Raw genomic sequence first — 16,497 nt, forward strand, 5'->3', positions numbered from 1 at the left:
GACGAGCGCGGGGCCGCGAGGTGCCGCCCGCCGCGGCAGCGGCTGATGTCACAGCGGCGTCGGGAGCCCGGCCTGATCCACACGACACCCCCTAAGCGCAGCAGTCCGAGTCCAGCCCCCGCGGCAGGTGCTCGCCGCTGAAGACGGCCGTGGTCGCCTCGTCCCCGCCCAGCGCGGCCACGGCCAGCAGCAGGGAGCCCGCGGTCCAGGTGGTGCGCTCCTCGGGCCACACCGCGTCGTCCTCGTAGACGTATCCCGTCCAGTACATCCCGTCGTCCGCGCGCAGCCGCCGCTGGATCCAGCGCAGGATCTCCACCGCGCGGTCGGATTCGCCCATCACCCACAGGGCCAGGGCCAGTTCGCAGCTCTCGCCGCCGGTGACCCAGGGGTTGGGCGAGACGCAGCGGATGCCCTGGCCGGGGACGACGAAGCGGTCCCAGCCGGCCTCGATGCGGGCGGTGGCGGCGGGGCCGGTGAGGGCGCCGGCGAGGATCGGGTAGTACCAGTCCATCGAGTAGCGGTTCTTGTCCAGGAAGCGCTCGGGGTGGTGGCGTATCGCGTGCCCGAGCAGCCCCGCGGACAGCTCCCAGTCCGGCTGCGGGTCCTCGCGGTGCTCGGCGATGGCGAGCGCGCAGCGCAGGGCCTGGTAGATGGAGGACGAGCCGGTGAGCAGGGCGTCCGGGTCGACGGTGCCGTCGGCCTTGCGCCGCCAGCCGATCTGGCCGCCGCTCTGCTGCAGCCCCAGCACGAACTCCACGGCGGCGACGACGGTCGGCCACAGCCGGTCGAGGAACGTGTCGTCGCCGGTGGCCAGGTAGTGGTGCCAGACGCCGACGGCCACGTACGCGCAGAAGTTGGTCTCGCGCGCGCGGTCGGTGGGGGCGTCGGCGGCCACCCCGGCCGGGGTGTCGGGGTAGGCGGCGTACCAGGAGCCGTCGGGGTTCTGGTGGTCGGCCAGCCAGCGGTAGGCGGCCTCGGCGCGCTGGTGCTCGCCCGCCGCGTCCAGCGCCATCGCCGCCTCGACGTGGTCCCACGGGTCGAGGTGGTGGCCGCGGAACCACGGAATGGCGCCGTCCGCGCGCTGCACGGCGGCGATGCCCTCGACCGTGCGCAGGGCCTCCTCGGCGGTGAGGACGCCCGGCAGCGCCAGCCGTTCGGTACGGGGGCCGGGGCGCGGGCCGCGCGCCGTCACGCTTGGGTCCCGCGGGAGGTGCGGGGCTTGGTCGCGTACGCCACGAAGCTCTTGCCGATCAGCGGGTTCAGCGCCTGTTCGGCGAGCCGCGTGGCCAGCGGCTTCTTCATGATGTCCCAGACCAGCAGCTTGTGGTACGCGCGCACCGGCAGCGGAGCCTCTTGACCGTCCTTGTCCACCCCGAACGCGCACTTGAGCCACCAGTACGGGCTGTGCAGGCCGTGCGCGTGGTGGGTGCCGTACGGCCGCAGTCCGGCCTCGCGCATCCGCTCCAGCAGTTCGTCGCCGCGGTAGATGCGGATGTGGCCGCCCTCCACCTCGTGGTACGCGTCGGACAGCGCCCAGCACACCTTCTCGGGCCCGTAGCGCGGCACGGTGACGGCGATCCGGCCGCCGGGGCGCAGCACCCGCACCATCTCGGCGAGGACGCCCTTGTCGTCGGGTATGTGCTCCATGACCTCGGAGATGATGACGACGTCGAAGCTGTCGTCCGGGAACGGCAGGGCCAGCGCGTCGCCCTCCATGGCGGTGGCGGTGGCCCCGGCGGGGGCCTCACCGGCCTCCTTCATGGCGGCGAACCACTTCGCGACCTCGCGTATCTCATCGCCGTTGCGGTCGAGCGCGACGACCCGCGCACCGCGCCGGTAGCACTCGAAGGCATGGCGCCCGGCGCCACATCCCAGGTCGAGGACGCGATCGCCGGGGGCGAGGGGGAAGCGGGAGAAATCGACGGTCAGCACGGGGGTCTGCTTTCGTCAGGCGGGGTCGTCGGATCGAATCGGGGCCAGGGGGCGGCGGTCAGCGCGCGGCGCGGGTCCGTGCGGCGCGGGCCTGGGCGCCGATCGCCGCGCGGTAGTGCTCGACGGTGCCGCGGGCGGCCTGCTCCCAGGTGAAGCGGCGCAGCACCCGGTCGCGTCCGGCGGCGCCGAGGCGTCCGCGCAGATCCGCGTCGGCCAGCAGCCGTTTGAGGGCGGTGGCGAGCGCGCCCGCGTCGCCGGGCGGTACGGCCAGGCAGGTCTCGCCGTCCGTGCCCGCGACCTCGGGGATCGCGCCGCCGGTGGTGGCGACCAGCGGGGTGCCGGTGGCCATGGCCTCGGCGGCGGGCAGCGAGAACCCCTCGTACAGGGAGGGCACGCAGGCGATCTGGGCGCCGCGGATGAGGTCGACCAGTTCGGGGTCGCTGATGCCCTTGACGAACTCGACGGCGCCCTGGAGCCCGTAGCGGGCCATGGCGGCGGCCACCGGCCCCGTCTCGGGGCGCTTGCCGACGACCACGAGGTGGGCGTCGGGGTTGTCGGCGCGGACCTGTCCCAGCGCCTCGACCAGGTGGACCAGGCCCTTGAGCGGCACATCGGCGCTGGAGGTGGTGACGATCCGGCCGGGGACCACCGGCACGGCGGGGTCGGGCGAGAAGAGCCCGGTGTCCGCGCCGATGTGGACGACGTGCACGCGCCCGGGCCGTACGCCGAGGTGTTCGACGATCTCCCGGCGCGAGGAGCCGGAGACGGTGAGCACCGAGGGCAGCCTCCGGGCCACCCGCTTCTGCATGCGCGTGAAGCCGTACCAGCGGTGGACGGACAGGCGGCGCTTCCAGCCGTCCGCGGCGTCCAGCTCCAACTGGCGGTCCACGGTGATCGGGTGGTGGATGGTGGTCACCAGCGGGAAGCCGGTGCGCTCCATGCCCAGCAGCCCGTAGCCGAGGGTCTGGTTGTCGTGGACGACGTCGAACGCGCCGCGCCGGGCGGCCAGATGGCGGCGGGCGCGCAGGCTGAACGTGAGCGGTTCGGGGAAGCCGCCGGTCCACATGGTGGCGACCTCCAGTGCGTCCACCCAGTCCCGGTACTCCGCGATCCCGGGCGTGCGGAACGGGTCGGGCTGGCGGTAGAGGTCGAGGCTGGGCAGCCGGGTGAGGGTCACGCCGTCCTCGGCGTCGAGCACCGGGTAGGGCTGGGCGCCGATGACCTCGACGGTGTGGCCGAGCCGGGCGAGTTCACGGGAGAGATGACGTACGTAGACGCCCTGGCCTCCGCAGAACGGGTTCCCCTTGTAGCTCAGCAGCGCGATGCGCAGCGGCCGGTCGCCGCCCCGGTCCCGGTCCTCCGCGGCGGCCGTGGGGGGCGCCGTCCGAAGTGGGTCGACTCCGGTCTCCTGCGCGGCCTCTGCGGTCACTCGCGCCCCTCCCTTGATGCACGTCAGCGGGAGCGTAGCCGCTCACGATTATCTAGAACAAGTTTCACTAACGGATAGCCCGAGAAGTCTCGAAGATACCTGGCGAACCGAGCACTCCCGGCGCCGGGACGGGTGATCCCTACCACTCGGTAGCCCCTTGCGTGCGGCGGCCGTTCACGGGGACGGGGTCATATCGGCGCGAGCCCGGCAAACGTGGCGGACGGCGGGCTCGAGCGACACGCGACCCTAGAACGAGTTTCACTGACTCGCGCCCCTAGGCCGACCCTGCCATCATGCACGGTGTCCGTTTGTCAACCGCAGCGCAGACACTATGCACCCGAAGTGAGACAAATGACCGCAGAAGTCAAGCCGGCCTCCCTGCAGCTGACCGAGCGACAGGAGGCGCGCCGCCGGCGCATCCTGCACGCCAGCGCCCGGCTGGCCAGCCGCGGCGGCTTCGACGCGGTCCAGATGCGCGAGGTGGCCGAGCACTCCAGCGTGGCTCTCGGCACCCTCTACCGCTACTTCCCGTCCAAGGTCCATCTGCTGGTCGCCACCATGCAGGACCAGCTGCAGCACATGCACGAGACGCTGCGCAAGCGCCCGCCGACCGAGGAGGATCCGGCCACCCGGGTCGCCCAGACCCTGATGCGCGCCTTCCGCGCGCTGCAGCGCGAACCCCATCTGGCGGACGCGATGGTCCGGGCCCTCACCTTCGCCGACCGTTCGGTGAGCCCCGAGGTGGACATGGTCTCCCGGCTCACCACCGCGATCATCCTCGACGCGATGGGGCTGGAGGGCCCGCCGACGGCCGAGCAGCTGTCCGCGGTGCGGGTCATCGAGCACACCTGGCACTCGGCGCTGATCACCTGGCTGTCGGGACGGGCCTCGATCGCCCAGGTCAAAATCGATATCGAGACGGTCTGCCGACTGATCGATCTGACGGCACCAACCGAGCACACCTGACCCCTTTCACCCATTTCACCAATCGCCCTTCGGGGAGCGAGGGGCGTGAAAGGGGCGCAAACAGCGCGCGTTGCGCGCTGGGGGCGCACAGAGGCAGCAATGCGTGCGCCCGCGCGCCCCCCTTTGGCGCAAATATCGCGTTCACAGGTTGGGCAATCCCGGTATTCATGAACGGCGCGCGACAGAGCGACGACGGCGTGCGACGGATCAACGTCTACAGGGGGTGAAGAACTCCGTGATACGGGTTCTTCTGGTACATGATTCATACCTGCTGCGGTCCGCGTTGGCCGCACTGATACAAGCCGAACCTGAGTTCGAGGTGGTTTCCGCCGCATGGCGTGACGCGCGTAGCAGAGCACGCTCCTTACGACCGCACGTCTGCGTGGTCGACACGGACTGCCCCGGCTCCGACAAGGCCGCGCGCAAGGGCGAGCTGGCCAAGCTCATGGCGGAGGCCCCGGCGGAGGAGAGCGGCCCCGAGTCCGGGCTGCTCGTGCTGGCCAACGCCGGGCGCCCCGGCCAGCTGCGCCGCGCGCACAAGGCCCGGGCCCTCGGGTACATCGACAAGAACGCCCCGCCCCAGCGGCTGCTGGACGGCATCCGGCACGTGGCGAAGCAGGAGCGGTTCATCGATGACTCGCTGGGCTACGGCTTCCTCAAGGCGGCGGAGATCCCGCTGACCGAGCGCGAGCTGGGCGTCCTGTCCCTGGCGGCCGACGGCGCCTCCATCGCGGAGATCGCCCGGACCCTGCACCTGTCCAACGGGACGATTCGCAACTACCTGGCCGCGATCACCCGGAAGACCGGGGCACGCAACCGGGTGGACGCCATTCGCATCTCACGGTGTGAGGGCTGGGTCTGACGGCCGGCCCGGGGTGACCTTGACGGCGGTGCTGGTCTCCGTACCGGCTCCGCCGTAGCCACCGCCCGGGTCCGACCCGTACCGATGGCGGAGGGCGTCGCGGACGCCACCGCAGAAGGCGTACGCCTTTTGCGGGACCGACGTCTACCGAGACGGACCCACCGCCCCCGGAGGGCGCGCCCTCCGCGCACCCGCTACTCATCCGGCGGGAAGACCTGTTCACCGCTTTCGAGCAGCCGGATCGCGATGGCCTCGACCGGGCACCCTTCCGCCGCCACGAGCACCGCCTCGGACGCGTCCGCCTCCGGCGCGACCGGATGCGACCGCCGCTCCGCGTCCAGCCGGAACCCTTCGGGCGCGCTGCTCACGCAGAACCCCGAGCCGACGCAGACGCCGCGGTCGACCTCGACCCGCCAGCGGTCCCCCATCAGCCCTGCTCCCCGTCCCACCCCTGCGGCAGGTGGATCATCTTGTGCTCCAGGTACTCCGACAGCCCCTCGGGGCCGAACTCCCGCCCCAGGCCGGAGTTCTTGTAGCCGCCGAACGGCCCGAGCATGTCCAGGCTGAAGGTGTTCACCGAGTACGTACCGGTGCGGATGCGCCGCGCGAAGTCGATGCCGTGCGCCACGTCCGCCGTCCAGACGCTGCCCGACAGCCCGTAGTCGGAGTCGTCGGCGATCCGGGCCGCCTCCTCCTCGTCCCCGTACGGCAGCAGGCAGATGACCGGGCCGAAGATCTCCTCCCGGGCGATGCGCATCGTATTGGCGACGTCCCCGAAGAGCGTCGGCTCCACGTACCACCCCGTCTCCTGGGCCTCGGGACGCCCGCCGCCCGTCAGCACCTTGGCGCCCTCGCGCTGCCCGAGCGCGATGTAGTCCAGCGAGCGCCGCTGCTGGCGCCGCGCCACCAGCGGGCCGACCTGGGTCGCCGGGTCCAGCGGATCGCCCACCACCAGGGCCGACGCGGCGGCCGCGAAGCGCTCGGCCAGCTCGTCGTAGTGGCTGCGCGGGGCGAGGATGCGGGTCTGGGCGACGCACGCCTGCCCGTTGTTCATCCACGCGTTGGGCACGATCCCGGCGACCGCCGCCTCCAGGTCCGCGTCCGGCAGGATCACCGCGGCCGACTTGCCGCCCAGCTCCAGCGTCACCCGGGCCAGCCGGCGCGAGGCCACCTCCATCACGCGCTTGCCCGCCGTCACCGACCCCGTGAACGACACCTTGTCGACCCCCGGGTGTCCCACCAGGTACTCGCTGACCTCCCGCTCCGCCGGAAGGATCGACAGCACGCCCTCCGGCAGCCCCGCCTCGGTCGCGATCTCCGCCAGCAGATACGCGTCCAGCGGCGTCTCCGGCGACGGCTTGAGGATCACCGAGCACCCCGCCAGCAGCGCCGGGGCCAGCTTCGCCGCCGCCACGAACTGCGGCACGTTCCACGGCACGACGGCCGCCACCACCCCGACCGGCTCCCGCCGCACCAGCAGCGGCCCGAGCACCCCGGCCCGCCGCTCCTCGAAGGTGAAGCCGCGCGCCACCGTGATCGCCGCGTCCCACACCATCATCGCGCCGAGCGCCTGGGCGAGGACGCTCCAGGAGTACGGCGAGCCGTTCTGCGCGCTGATGACCTTCGCGATCTCCTCATGCCGTACGGCGACCGCGTCCTTGATCCGCGTGACGACCGCGATCCGCTCCTCCAGGGAGGTACGCGGCCACTCCCCCTCGTCGAACGCCCGCCGCGCCGCCGCGACCGCCCGGTCCACATCGGCCCGCGCGGCGTGCGGCACCCGCCCGATGACCTGTTCCGTATGCGGCGAGACGACCTCGATGGTCTCCGCCCCGGCCGGATCGACCAGCGCCCCGCCGATGAAGAGCTGCCCGTACTCGATGAGGTCGCCCATCGCTGATGCCTCCTGCCGAAGACTGCCGGACACCGCAGACCTGACGATGCATCAGAACTGATACCAGTTCCCGTTATAGTCAGCAATGCACGCGCTGCCGCGGCTCGGCCGCACTCGCGGAAAGGGGCACCCCGTGCCAGAGGCGACCGACGTCACCGACCACGGCGGCGGGGTGTGGAGCATCCCCGTCCCCATCCCCGACAACCCGCTCGGCCACACCCTCGTCCACCTGCTGGACACCGACCGCGGACCGGTCCTCATCGACACCGGCTGGGACGATCCGACCGCCTGGGACACCCTCACCGCCGGGCTGGCCGCCTGCGGCACCGACGTCTCCGCGATCCACGGCATCCTCGTCACCCACCATCATCCCGACCACCACGGCCTCTCCGGCCAGGTGCGGGAGGCCTCCGGGGCGTGGATAGCAATGCACGGCGCCGACGCCCACGTCGTACGCCGCACCCGCGAGGCCGACCCCACCCTCTGGCTCGACTACCTGGCGGAAAAGCTGGCCGCGGCCGGCGCCCCCGAGGACCACCTCGCCCCGCTGCGCGCCGCCCGCGCCGAGGGCCGTACGGACCTCCCGGGACGACGGGCCGCCCTCCCCGACCGCGAGATCGCCCCCGGCCGGCTCCTCGACCTCCCCGGCCGCCGGCTCCGCGCCATCTGGACCCCCGGCCACACCCCCGGCCACGTCTGCCTCCACCTGGAAGAGGCCCACCCCCGGGAAGACGCCGCCGCGCGCGGCCACGGCCGCCTCTTCTCCGGCGACCATCTGCTCCCCGAGATCAGCCCGCACATCGGCCTGTACGAGGACCCGGCCGACGCCCACCGCACCGACCCCCTCGGCGACTACCTCGCCTCACTGGAGCGCGTCGCCGCCCTCGGCCCGGCCGAGGTCCTCCCGGCCCACCAGCACGCCTTCACCGACGCCCCCGCCCGCGTCCGCGCCCTCCTCGACCACCACGAGGCGCGCCTCGAAAACCTGCGCGCCCTCCTCGCCGCGCCGCTCACCCCCTGGCAGCTCGCCGAGCGCATGGAGTGGAACCGCCCCTGGCCCGACATCCCCTACGGCTCCCGTAACATCGCCGTGTCCGAGGCCGAGGCCCACCTCCGCCGCCTGGTCAACCTGGGCCGGGCCGAGCCCGTCCCCGGCACCGACCCCGTCGCCTACCAGGCGCGCTGAGGCGCTTCCCCGACCGACGAACGAGAGGGCCACGGATGTCCCGCCGCCACGAGCTCAAGCACCGCGTCGTCACGGCCTTCCAGCGGCGCGTCGCCAACCCGGTCGCCTCCCGGCTGCCGTTCCAGACCCTCCTGGAGACCACCGGCCGCAACTCCGGCCTGCCCCGGCGCACCCCGGTCGGCGGACGCCGCGTCGGCGATACGTTCTGGTTCGTCTCGGAGTTCGGGGACAAGTCGCAGTACGTACGGAACCTCCGGGCCGACCCCAGGGTCCGGGTCCGCATCGGGGGCACCTGGCACACCGGCACCGCCCACCCGCTCCCCGAGGACGACGCCCGCGCCCGCCTGAAGACCCTCCCCCGCTACAACAGCGCCGCGGTCCGCACCCTGGGCGACGACCTGCTGACCGTGCGCGTCGACCTCACCGGCTGACGGCTCACGGGGGTCGGCTCAGGGGCTGTCGCTGACGGTGACCGGCTCGCCGTTGTCGAGCTGCTCCACGAGCTGCTTGACCTTGGCCCGGTCCCACTGGAGGTTGCCGCCGACGCTGCCGGAGGTCGGCATGTTCAGGGACTTGCCGCCGTCGCTGGTGACGTCCTTCATGGCGAGGAACATCTTGGCCAGGTAGTACGGGTTCATGTCCTTGTCGACGATCAGGGTGTCCAGACCGGCGCCCATGGCGGGGTAGAGCTTGAAGGGGTTCAGCACGGTGCCGGGCGCCGCGGTCTGGGAGGCGAGGGCGGACAGGAACTTCTGCTGGTTCTTCGTGCGCTCCAGGTCACTGGCGGCGAACGCGTGCCGGCTGCGGACGAACGCGAGCGCCTGCTGCCCGTTCATCGTCTGCTCGCCCGCCTGGAAGTCGGCCCCGGCCTGCTTGTCCTTGAAGCCCTTGTCGAGGTTCATGTCGACGCCGCCGATGGCGTCCACGATGTTGGCGAAGCCGGAGAACCCGACCTCCGCGTAGTGGTCGATGTGCAGACCGGTGTTGGCCTCGACGGTGCGGACGAGCAGCTGCGGGCCGTCCATGGCGTACGCGGCGTTCAGCTTGGTGGCGCCCATCGGGCCCTTGATCTGGCCGGACTCCGAGCCCCGGAACTTCGGGATGGTCACGTTCGAGTCGCGCGGCAGGGATATGAGCGTCGGACCGGCGGCGCCGTCGTGCAGGATCATCATGGAGTCCGTGCGCTTGCCGTCGGCGGAGCCCGTGTGCAGGTCCTTCTTCTGCTGATCCGACATGCCCTCGCGGCTGTCGGACCCGACGATGAGGTAGTTGGTGCCGTCCCCCGCCTCGGGGCGGTCGATCACCTGGCTGAGGTCGACCTCCTTGCGCAGCTTGGAGTCGGCCCAGAAGTACGTGGCGACCGAGGCGCCCAGCAGGACGACGACCAGGGTGATCAGGACCCGTTTCACCGTCCGGCCGCGGCGGCGTGGCCGGTACGGCTCATCGGCGTAGTCGTCGTCGGGATACTGAGAGGGAACGCCGTACTGAGGCGGTACGCCAGGATGCCCACCGGGGGCCCGGTAATTGTCGTTTCTGGTGCCGTTCCATGAGCTCATGCCCGGCAGTGTGCATTACTCACGGGGTGTAAAGCCAAACCCGTGAAGGAGATCACCGAACGGGCACGACAGAATGACACCGATGCAAGAAAGGGCAGCAGTGCGTGCGGCTTCACCGCACGTCTGGAAATCTTCCATTCTTCGGTGCGTTCGGTGACCCTCCGGTGGTCAGGTGATTACGGCGCCGGATTCCTTTGAGGTGACCTCATGATCGTCAGCGCCGACAGCCCCGGAAGTGTTACCCGCCCGCCGCTGGGCACCCCCCGGCGGGCGGGGGATGCCCGGCGAGCGCGAGGTCACAGCCGCCGCACCCACGCGGCGGCGCCATGGCCGATACCGAGGTAAATCACCGCGGGCAGGGCGTAGTTGAAGAAGACGCGCACACCTTCGGGTTCCATCGTGAAGATGTCCTGCGACCAGCCGGCCAGCCAGTCCGCCACACCGTGCACGAAGTCGACGAAGACATTCGCCTGGTTGGCGTCGAGGAAGTACAGCAGGAGCCACAGCGCCAGGAAAACGGCGGCGATGTCCGCGAGGCTGTGAATGATCAAGGCTGTCCGATCCGCCCCGCGACCACTCGAATTGCCTGCTCGGGGGCGGTTGACCGGGGCACTGGGGCCGCCCTGGAAGGAAGCATTTGGGTCGTGCTGGTACGAAGCGTTATCGGCGATGTGGCCATGGGGGTTGCTCATGGGCCTCTCTTTGCCGGACCGAACCCGCCGAAACTACCTTCACGTTCGTTTCACACCGATGTTTTCGGTGCGTTACCAATTCTGTTGGCGGGCAATGAGAGATCGACTTTTCAACTTCGCCATTCCGTATTGGAGTTGCCGGGCAGGGCCGGGACGGACCGGGCGGACCGGGCGGACCGGGCGGGGGGCGGCGGCGTCGTCGGCGGGTGAAGCGTCCGGTTAAAGTGGGCGGGAGAACTTCATCCGCGTTCGATCAGGGGAAGTCGGTGGAAGTCCGGCGCCGACCCGCAACCGTGAGCACGCGCCCCGTGGGGGCATCGGCGCGGCGGAGTGTTCCGTACGCGGGTGGGCGGCCGTGCGTGGCCGCGTAACGCCCCTGATCGAGAGGCACCCCAGCCATGAACGTACGCCGCAGCGTCGCGGCCCTGGCCATCTCCGCCGCCCTGTGCGCGACCGCGACGGCCACCGCGCCTGTCGCGTCCGCCGATGACGCCAAGCGTCCGGAGGGGCCGTACGGCACGAAGGACCCCACGTTCGACGGGGTGTGGCGCCAGTCGCTCGCGCTGCTCGCCCAGGACGCGACCGGGGTGAAACCGGCCGCATCCGCCATCGACTGGCTCGCCGGGCAGCAGTGCGCGGACGGCGGCTTCGCCGCGTACCGGGCGGACACCGGGAAGGCGTGCGATCCCAAGAAGGGCGAGTTCACGGACGCGACCGGGGCCGCGATACAGGCGCTGGCCGCGGTGGGCGGCCGCTCGGCGGCGGTGGAGAAGGGCATCGGCTGGCTCAAGCAGAGCCAGAACGAGGACGGCGGCTGGGGCATGAACCCCGGCGGCCCGAGCGACGCCAACTCCACCTCGGTCGCGGTCGGCGCCTTCGCCGCGACCGGCCTGGACCCGGTGGAGGTCGCGCACCGGACGAGCGGCAAGGCTCCGTACGACGCGCTGCTCGGGCTGCAGCTGGACTGTTCGGCGAAGGCGGCGCAGCGCGGGGCGTTCGCGTACACCGCGGGGAAGGGCGAGCCCGCCGCCAACGATCTGGCCACCGTGAGCGCGGCGCTGGCCACCCGGGGCTCGGGCTTCGTCTTCGATCCCGTGGGCAAGGACGACGGCAAGAAGCCCAAGCCGCTGGCCTGTAAGGGCAAGGGCGGCGCGGACCGTACGCCCGAGGACGCCTCCGAGGCCGCGCTCGCCTACCTCTCCACCACCATGTCCGGCAACGGCATGCACCTGAAGTCCGCGACGCCCGGCGCGAAGGCCCGGCCCGACTTCGGCGCCACCGCCGACGCGATCATGGCGCTCGCCGCGGGCGAGCACAGCGCGGCCGCCGCCAGGCCGCTGCAGTGGCTGCAGGGCAAGGACAGCGGGGCGGCGGCCTGGGCGAAGGGCGACCCGGGCGCGCTCGCCAAGCTCGTGCTCGCGGCGCACGCGGCCGGTGCGGATCCGCGGCACTTCGGCGACGTCGACCTCGTACAGCGGCTGAACGCCACCGGCCCGAAGCCCGCCGAACAGCAGGGCGCGAAGGACGAGAAGGACGAGAAGGACGACGACGGCAAGGGCAGCATCTGGTGGATCGTCGGAAGCTGCGCGGTGGCCGGTATGGGCATAGGTTTCCTGTTCAGCGGCCGTAAGCGGCAGCAGTCCTGATGGTCGGCCGCGCCGTACTGCTGCCGCTCGCGGCCGTACTCACCGTGCTCGCCGGTGCCGCGCCCGCGCAGGCCGAGGGGTACCGCTACTGGGCGTTCTGGCAGCGGGAGGGGAACGGCGGCTGGACGTACGCGACGCAGGGCCCCTCCGCCGTCCGGCCCGGCGACGGCGACATGATCGGCTTCCGCTTCGCCGTCAGCGAGGACTCCCGGGACGCCGCCCGGCCCCGTGGCACGGCCCGCTTCGACACGGTCTGCGACGCGGACACGCCTGGCAAGGGCGGCACGAAGCGCATCGCGGTCGTCCTCGACTTCGGCACCGGGCGGGACGCGCCGGACGGCCGTACGCCTCCGAGGTCCCGTACCGCGTGCGCGCGGGTCGGCGAGGACGCGACGGCCGGCGAGGCGCTGACGGCGGTCGCGAAGCCGCTGCGCTACAACTCCTCCGCCCTGCTGTGCGCCATCGCGGGCTACCCGAGGTCGGGCTGCGGGGAGCCGGTGACCGCGGGCAAGGACACCGGCGACGACGACACGGGCGAGGGCGGCGGCCCGTCGGCCGGGCTGATGGGCGGCGTGGCCGCCGTGCTCGCCCTGGCCGCCGCGGCGGTGTGGCAGACACGCCGCCGCCGGACATGACCACGGTGGGCGCGCGGGACGCCCGGAGCCGCACGGCGCTCCGGGGCGCCCCCGCCCCGCGCCGTGGGGGCGCGCTGCACGCCGGGGCGTGGTGGGTGTGGGCGCTGGGGCTGGGCACGGCCGCGTCCCGGACCACCAATCCGCTGCTGCTCGGTCTGATCGTCGCCGTCGCGGGCTATGTCGTGGCCGTGCGCCGCACCGACGCGCCCTGGGCCCGCAGTTACGCCGCGTTCCTGAAGCTCGGGCTGGCCGTGCTGGCGATCCGGCTCCTGTTCGCGCTGTTCTTCGGCTCGCCGATCCCGAGCACGCGGGTGCTGTTCACGCTGCCCGAAGTGCCGCTGCCCGACTGGGCGCGGGGGGTGCGGATCGGGGGGCTGGTCACGGCCGAGGGGCTGGTGTTCGCGCTGTACGAGGGGCTGCGGCTGGCCACGCTGCTGGTCTGCGTCGGCGCGGCGAACGCGCTGGCCAGCCCGGCGCGGCTGCTCAAGTCGCTGCCGGGCGCGCTGTACGAGGCGGGGGTGGCGGTGGTCGTGGCGATGACCTTCGCGCCGCATCTGGTGGCGGACGTCCAGCGGCTGCGCGCCGCGCGACGGCTGCGGGGCCGCCCCGACCGTGGGGTGAAGGCGCTGCTCCAGGTGGGGCTTCCGGTGCTGGAGGGCGCGTTGGAGCGGTCCGTCGCGCTGGCGGCGGCGATGGACGCGCGCGGTTACGGCCGGACCGCGCGGGTCCCGCCCGCGGTGCGCCGTACGACGGCCGCGCTGACGCTGGGCGGGCTGCTCGGGGTCTGCTGCGGTACGTACGGGCTGCTGTCCTCGCAGGGCGCGGCGTACGGTCTGCCGCTGCTGCTGGCCGGGCTCGTCGCCGCGCTGGGCGGGCTGTGGCTGGGCGGGCGCCGGTCGGTCCGCAGCCGCTACCGGCCGGACCGGTGGGGGGCGCGGGCGTGGCTGGTGTCGGGATCGGGGGTGGCGGTCGCGGCGGTCATGGTCTGGGCCGCCTCGTCCGCACCGGGCTCCCTGAATCCGCCCGCCGTTCCGCTCACCGCGCCGGACCTGCCGCTGTGGCCCGCGGCGGGAGCCCTGCTGGGGCTGCTCCCGGCGTTCGTCGCCCCGGCTCCCCCATCCGACCCCGAGGAGGTCCCGCAGTGATCCGCTTCGAGCAGGTGTCCGTCACCTACGACGGCGCCGCCCGGCCCGCCCTCCACGGGGTGGACCTCACCGTTCCGGAAGGTGAGCTGGCCCTGCTGATCGGCCCCTCCGGAGTCGGCAAGTCGACACTTCTGGGCGCCGTCTCCGGGCTGGTGCCGCACTTCAGCGGGGGCACCCTGCGCGGCCGGGTCACGGTCGCGGGCCGGGACACCCGGACCCACAAGCCCCGCGAACTGGCCGATGTCGTCGGCACCGTGGGCCAGGACCCCCTCGCGCACTTCGTCACCGACACCGTCGAGGACGAGCTGGCCTACGGGATGGAGTCGCTGGGCCTGCCGCCGGACACGATGCGCCGCCGCGTCGAGGAGACCCTCGACCTCCTCGGCCTGGCCGAGCTGCGCGACCGGCCCATCGCGACGCTCTCCGGCGGGCAGCGGCAGCGGGTCGCGATCGGCTCGGTGCTCACCACGCACCCCGGGGTCCTGGTCCTGGACGAGCCCACCTCGGCGCTCGACCCCGCCGCCGCGGAAGAGGTGCTGGCCGTGCTGCAGCGGCTGGTGCACGACCTGGGCACCACGGTGCTGATGGCCGAACACCGGCTGGAGCGGGTCGTGCAGTACGCGGACCAGGTGATCCTGCTGCCCGCCCCCGGCGCGCCCCCGGTCGTCGGCGCACCGGCCGAGATCATGCCGGTCTCGCCCGTGCGGCCGCCTGTCGTGGCGCTGGGCGGCCTCGCGGGGTGGACGGCCCCGGTGCCGTTGTCCGTACGGGACGCGCGCCGCAGGGCGGGGGCGCTGCGGGAGCGGCTGGCGCCGCTCGCCCCGCCCGTGCCGCACGACGTGCCGGACGGGACGCCCGTGGGACGGGCCGAGCGGCTGTCCGTACGGCACGGGCGCGTCGAGGCGCTGCGCGAGCTCAGCCTGTCGGTGCGGCCCGGTGAGACGGTGGCGCTGATGGGCCGCAACGGGGCCGGGAAGTCCACGCTCCTGGCCGCGCTCGTCGGGATGCACGAACCGGCCGCCGGAACGCTGCGCGTCGGGGCGGAACGCCTCGTACCGCACCGCACCCGCCCCGCCGAACTCCTGCGCCACGTGGGGCTCGTACCGCAGGAGCCGCGCGATCTGCTGTACGCGGACACGGTGGCGGCCGAGTGCGCGGCCGCCGACGAGGACGCGGGCGCGGCGCCCGGCACCTGCCGTGAGCTGGTCCGGGGCCTGCTGCCCGAGGTGGCGGACGGCACCCATCCGCGCGATCTGTCCGAGGGGCAGCGGCTCGCCCTCGCGCTGTCGGTCATCCTCACCGCCCGCCCGCCGCTCCTGCTACTGGACGAGCCGACGCGCGGTCTGGACTACGCGGCGAAGGCACGGCTGACGCGGGGCTTGCGCGGGCTGGCGGCCGACGGCCACGCCATCGTGCTGGCCACGCACGACGTGGAGCTGGCGGCCGAACTCGCCCACCGGGTCGTCATCCTGGCCGACGGCGAGGTGGTCGCTGACGGGCCGACGGCGGAGGTCGTGATGTCCTCCCCCGCCTTCGCCCCGCAGGTCGCGAAGATCCTCGCGCCGCTGCCGTGGCTGACCGTGCCGCAGGTGCGCGAGGCGCTGGAGCAGGCGCGATGACCTCGAACCCCGCTCCCCGGGTACGGGCCGTCCGGCTCGGGCCGCGCTCGCTCCTCGCCCTGGCCCTCGTCTCCGCGACCGGCGCCGCCGCGTTCGCCTGGCCCCTCTTCGCGCCCGCCCACTCCGGTGTCGCCGCCCACGCCGCCGACGCGCCCTGGCTGTTCGCCGGGCTGCTGCCGCTGCTGCTGGCGGTGGTCGTGGCGACGATCGCCGACACCGGTCTGGACGCGAAGGCCATCGCGATGATCGGGGTGCTGGCGGCCGCGGGCGCCGCGCTGCGGCCGCTGGGCGCGGGCACGGCGGGCATCGAGCCGATGTTCTTCCTGATGGTGCTCTCGGGGCGGGTGCTCGGCCCCGGTTTCGGGTTCGTGCTCGGCGCGGTGACGATGTTCGCCTCCGCGCTGCTCACCGGCGGTGTCGGGCCGTGGATGCCGTACCAGATGCTGGCGATGGGGTGGGTCGCGCTGGGCGCGGGGGCGCTGCCCGGCGCCGGGCGGCTGCGCGGCCGCCGCGAGCTGGCGCTGCTCGCGGCGTACGGGGCGGTCGCGTCCGTGGCGTACGGGGCGGCGATGAACCTCCAGGGCTGGACCCTGACGCAGGGGATGTCCTCGGGGATCAGCTATGTGCCGGGCGACGCGGTGGGCGCGAACCTGGCCCGCTTCGTGGCGTACTGCCTGGCGACCTCGCTCGGCTGGGATCTGCCGCGCGCGGTGGTGACGGTGGCGCTGACCCTCACCCTCGGCGGCCCGATCCTGGGGGCGCTGCGGCGTGCCACGCGCCGGGCGGCGTTCGAGGCGCCGGTGGCGTTCGAGCGCCCATGACGAGGCGGGCCCGGGGCGCCCCCGCGCGCCCCGAATAACAGGAAAAACGTTGGGCCCCCGGGGGGGGGGCACCCCCAATCAATTAAGGTAAAAAACACCCCCCCCCACCCCACC

17 protein-coding genes are annotated in these 16,497 nt (G+C 73.0%); 10 read left to right on the forward strand and 7 right to left on the reverse strand.

Going from position 1 to position 16,497, the window contains the following annotated elements; all coding sequences use genetic code 11:
* Positions 1-91 precede the first annotated feature (91 nt).
* Genes ABZ562_RS40325 through ABZ562_RS40335 form a run of 3 tightly spaced genes read right to left on the reverse strand, consistent with a single transcriptional unit; the run spans position 92 to position 3,361 of the window.
* Complete coding sequence (locus ABZ562_RS40325) at positions 92-1,192, reverse strand: prenyltransferase (protein ID WP_361490223.1); 1,101 nt, start codon at positions 1,190-1,192, stop codon at positions 92-94.
* Positions 1,189-1,932 (reverse strand): class I SAM-dependent methyltransferase, encoded by a 744-nt coding sequence (locus ABZ562_RS40330; RefSeq protein WP_055550741.1) that lies wholly within the window; start codon positions 1,930-1,932, stop codon positions 1,189-1,191. The genes ABZ562_RS40325 and ABZ562_RS40330 overlap by 4 nt, the downstream gene beginning before the upstream one ends.
* 58 nt (positions 1,933-1,990) lie before the next feature.
* Positions 1,991-3,361, reverse strand: coding sequence for a glycosyltransferase family 4 protein (locus ABZ562_RS40335; protein ID WP_361490226.1), 1,371 nt, complete (start codon positions 3,359-3,361; stop codon positions 1,991-1,993).
* A gap of 351 nt (positions 3,362-3,712) precedes the next feature.
* Here ABZ562_RS40335 and ABZ562_RS40340 point away from each other — a divergent pair, with 351 nt between their 5' ends.
* Positions 3,713-4,327, forward strand: a complete 615-nt coding sequence (locus ABZ562_RS40340) for a TetR family transcriptional regulator (protein ID WP_361490228.1) — start codon at positions 3,713-3,715, stop codon at positions 4,325-4,327.
* A gap of 235 nt (positions 4,328-4,562) precedes the next feature.
* Positions 4,563-5,189 carry a response regulator transcription factor gene (locus ABZ562_RS40345; RefSeq protein ID WP_361490265.1) on the forward strand — a complete coding sequence of 209 codons (627 nt, stop codon included), beginning with the start codon at positions 4,563-4,565 and terminating at the stop codon, positions 5,187-5,189.
* Between the two features lie 194 nt (positions 5,190-5,383).
* Here the strand turns inward: ABZ562_RS40345 and ABZ562_RS40350 are convergent, their stop codons facing one another.
* Positions 5,384-5,617, reverse strand: a complete 234-nt coding sequence (locus ABZ562_RS40350) for a ferredoxin (RefSeq protein WP_361490231.1) — start codon at positions 5,615-5,617, stop codon at positions 5,384-5,386.
* Entirely contained in the window at positions 5,617-7,083 is a 1,467-nt protein-coding gene (locus ABZ562_RS40355; RefSeq protein ID WP_361490234.1) for an aldehyde dehydrogenase, read from the reverse strand. The genes ABZ562_RS40350 and ABZ562_RS40355 overlap by 1 nt, the downstream gene beginning before the upstream one ends.
* A gap of 133 nt (positions 7,084-7,216) precedes the next feature.
* Here ABZ562_RS40355 and ABZ562_RS40360 point away from each other — a divergent pair, with 133 nt between their 5' ends.
* Both ABZ562_RS40360 and ABZ562_RS40365 read left to right on the forward strand, forming a co-directional pair.
* Positions 7,217-8,269: an MBL fold metallo-hydrolase gene (locus ABZ562_RS40360; protein ID WP_361490237.1), complete on the forward strand. Its 1,053-nt coding sequence runs from the start codon at positions 7,217-7,219 to the stop codon at positions 8,267-8,269.
* Between the two features lie 35 nt (positions 8,270-8,304).
* Positions 8,305-8,700: a nitroreductase/quinone reductase family protein gene (locus tag ABZ562_RS40365; RefSeq protein WP_361490239.1), complete on the forward strand. Its 396-nt coding sequence runs from the start codon at positions 8,305-8,307 to the stop codon at positions 8,698-8,700.
* An 18-nt stretch (positions 8,701-8,718) separates the two neighbouring features.
* Here ABZ562_RS40365 and ABZ562_RS40370 read toward each other — a convergent pair whose 3' ends face one another.
* A complete protein-coding gene (locus tag ABZ562_RS40370) occupies positions 8,719-9,825 on the reverse strand; it encodes an LCP family protein (protein WP_361490241.1) in 1,107 nt (368 codons plus the stop codon).
* Positions 9,826-9,867: 42 nt separating this feature from the next.
* Between ABZ562_RS40370 and ABZ562_RS40375 the strand changes: the two genes are divergently transcribed.
* Positions 9,868-10,023, forward strand: coding sequence for a hypothetical protein (locus ABZ562_RS40375; RefSeq protein ID WP_361490244.1), 156 nt, complete (start codon positions 9,868-9,870; stop codon positions 10,021-10,023).
* A 98-nt stretch (positions 10,024-10,121) separates the two neighbouring features.
* Here ABZ562_RS40375 and ABZ562_RS40380 read toward each other — a convergent pair whose 3' ends face one another.
* On the reverse strand, positions 10,122-10,517 hold the full coding sequence (locus ABZ562_RS40380) for a hypothetical protein (RefSeq protein WP_361490247.1): 396 nt from the start codon (positions 10,515-10,517) through the stop codon (positions 10,122-10,124).
* 398 nt (positions 10,518-10,915) lie between these two features.
* Here ABZ562_RS40380 and ABZ562_RS40385 point away from each other — a divergent pair, with 398 nt between their 5' ends.
* The 5 genes from ABZ562_RS40385 to ABZ562_RS40405 are packed head-to-tail and all read left to right on the forward strand — an operon-like array spanning position 10,916 to position 16,383.
* Positions 10,916-12,163 carry a prenyltransferase/squalene oxidase repeat-containing protein gene (locus ABZ562_RS40385; RefSeq protein WP_361490250.1) on the forward strand — a complete coding sequence of 416 codons (1,248 nt, stop codon included), beginning with the start codon at positions 10,916-10,918 and terminating at the stop codon, positions 12,161-12,163.
* Positions 12,163-12,798, forward strand: a complete 636-nt coding sequence (locus ABZ562_RS40390; RefSeq protein ID WP_361490253.1) for an SCO2322 family protein — start codon at positions 12,163-12,165, stop codon at positions 12,796-12,798. The genes ABZ562_RS40385 and ABZ562_RS40390 overlap by 1 nt, the downstream gene beginning before the upstream one ends.
* Positions 12,795-13,943 (forward strand): CbiQ family ECF transporter T component, encoded by a 1,149-nt coding sequence (locus ABZ562_RS40395; protein WP_361490256.1) that lies wholly within the window; start codon positions 12,795-12,797, stop codon positions 13,941-13,943. Before ABZ562_RS40390 ends, ABZ562_RS40395 begins: the two co-directional genes overlap by 4 nt.
* Positions 13,940-15,562: an ATP-binding cassette domain-containing protein gene (locus ABZ562_RS40400; protein ID WP_361490259.1), complete on the forward strand. Its 1,623-nt coding sequence runs from the start codon at positions 13,940-13,942 to the stop codon at positions 15,560-15,562. The genes ABZ562_RS40395 and ABZ562_RS40400 overlap by 4 nt, the downstream gene beginning before the upstream one ends.
* Positions 15,559-16,383, forward strand: a complete 825-nt coding sequence (locus ABZ562_RS40405; RefSeq protein ID WP_361490262.1) for an ECF transporter S component — start codon at positions 15,559-15,561, stop codon at positions 16,381-16,383. Before ABZ562_RS40400 ends, ABZ562_RS40405 begins: the two co-directional genes overlap by 4 nt.
* Positions 16,384-16,497: the final 114 nt, after the last annotated feature.

Source organism: Streptomyces sp. NPDC019937 (assembly GCF_040631655.1).
In the GTDB taxonomy this organism is placed as follows: domain Bacteria; phylum Actinomycetota; class Actinomycetes; order Streptomycetales; family Streptomycetaceae; genus Streptomyces.

Excerpts from the sequence above, each read along its gene's own strand:
- ABZ562_RS40340 (WP_361490228.1), top strand. The coding sequence starts at position 3,713 with ATGACCGCAGAAGTCAAGCCGGCCTCCCTGCAGCTGACCGAGCGACAG.
- ABZ562_RS40350 (WP_361490231.1), bottom strand. The coding sequence starts at position 5,617 with ATGGGGGACCGCTGGCGGGTCGAGGTCGACCGCGGCGTCTGCGTCGGC.
- ABZ562_RS40355 (WP_361490234.1), bottom strand. The coding sequence starts at position 7,083 with ATGGGCGACCTCATCGAGTACGGGCAGCTCTTCATCGGCGGGGCGCTG.
- ABZ562_RS40365 (WP_361490239.1), top strand. The coding sequence starts at position 8,305 with ATGTCCCGCCGCCACGAGCTCAAGCACCGCGTCGTCACGGCCTTCCAG.
- ABZ562_RS40370 (WP_361490241.1), bottom strand. The coding sequence starts at position 9,825 with ATGAGCTCATGGAACGGCACCAGAAACGACAATTACCGGGCCCCCGGT.
- ABZ562_RS40380 (WP_361490247.1), bottom strand. The coding sequence starts at position 10,517 with ATGAGCAACCCCCATGGCCACATCGCCGATAACGCTTCGTACCAGCAC.
- ABZ562_RS40385 (WP_361490250.1), top strand. The coding sequence starts at position 10,916 with ATGAACGTACGCCGCAGCGTCGCGGCCCTGGCCATCTCCGCCGCCCTG.
- ABZ562_RS40390 (WP_361490253.1), top strand. The coding sequence starts at position 12,163 with ATGGTCGGCCGCGCCGTACTGCTGCCGCTCGCGGCCGTACTCACCGTG.
- ABZ562_RS40395 (WP_361490256.1), top strand. The coding sequence starts at position 12,795 with ATGACCACGGTGGGCGCGCGGGACGCCCGGAGCCGCACGGCGCTCCGG.
- ABZ562_RS40405 (WP_361490262.1), top strand. The coding sequence starts at position 15,559 with ATGACCTCGAACCCCGCTCCCCGGGTACGGGCCGTCCGGCTCGGGCCG.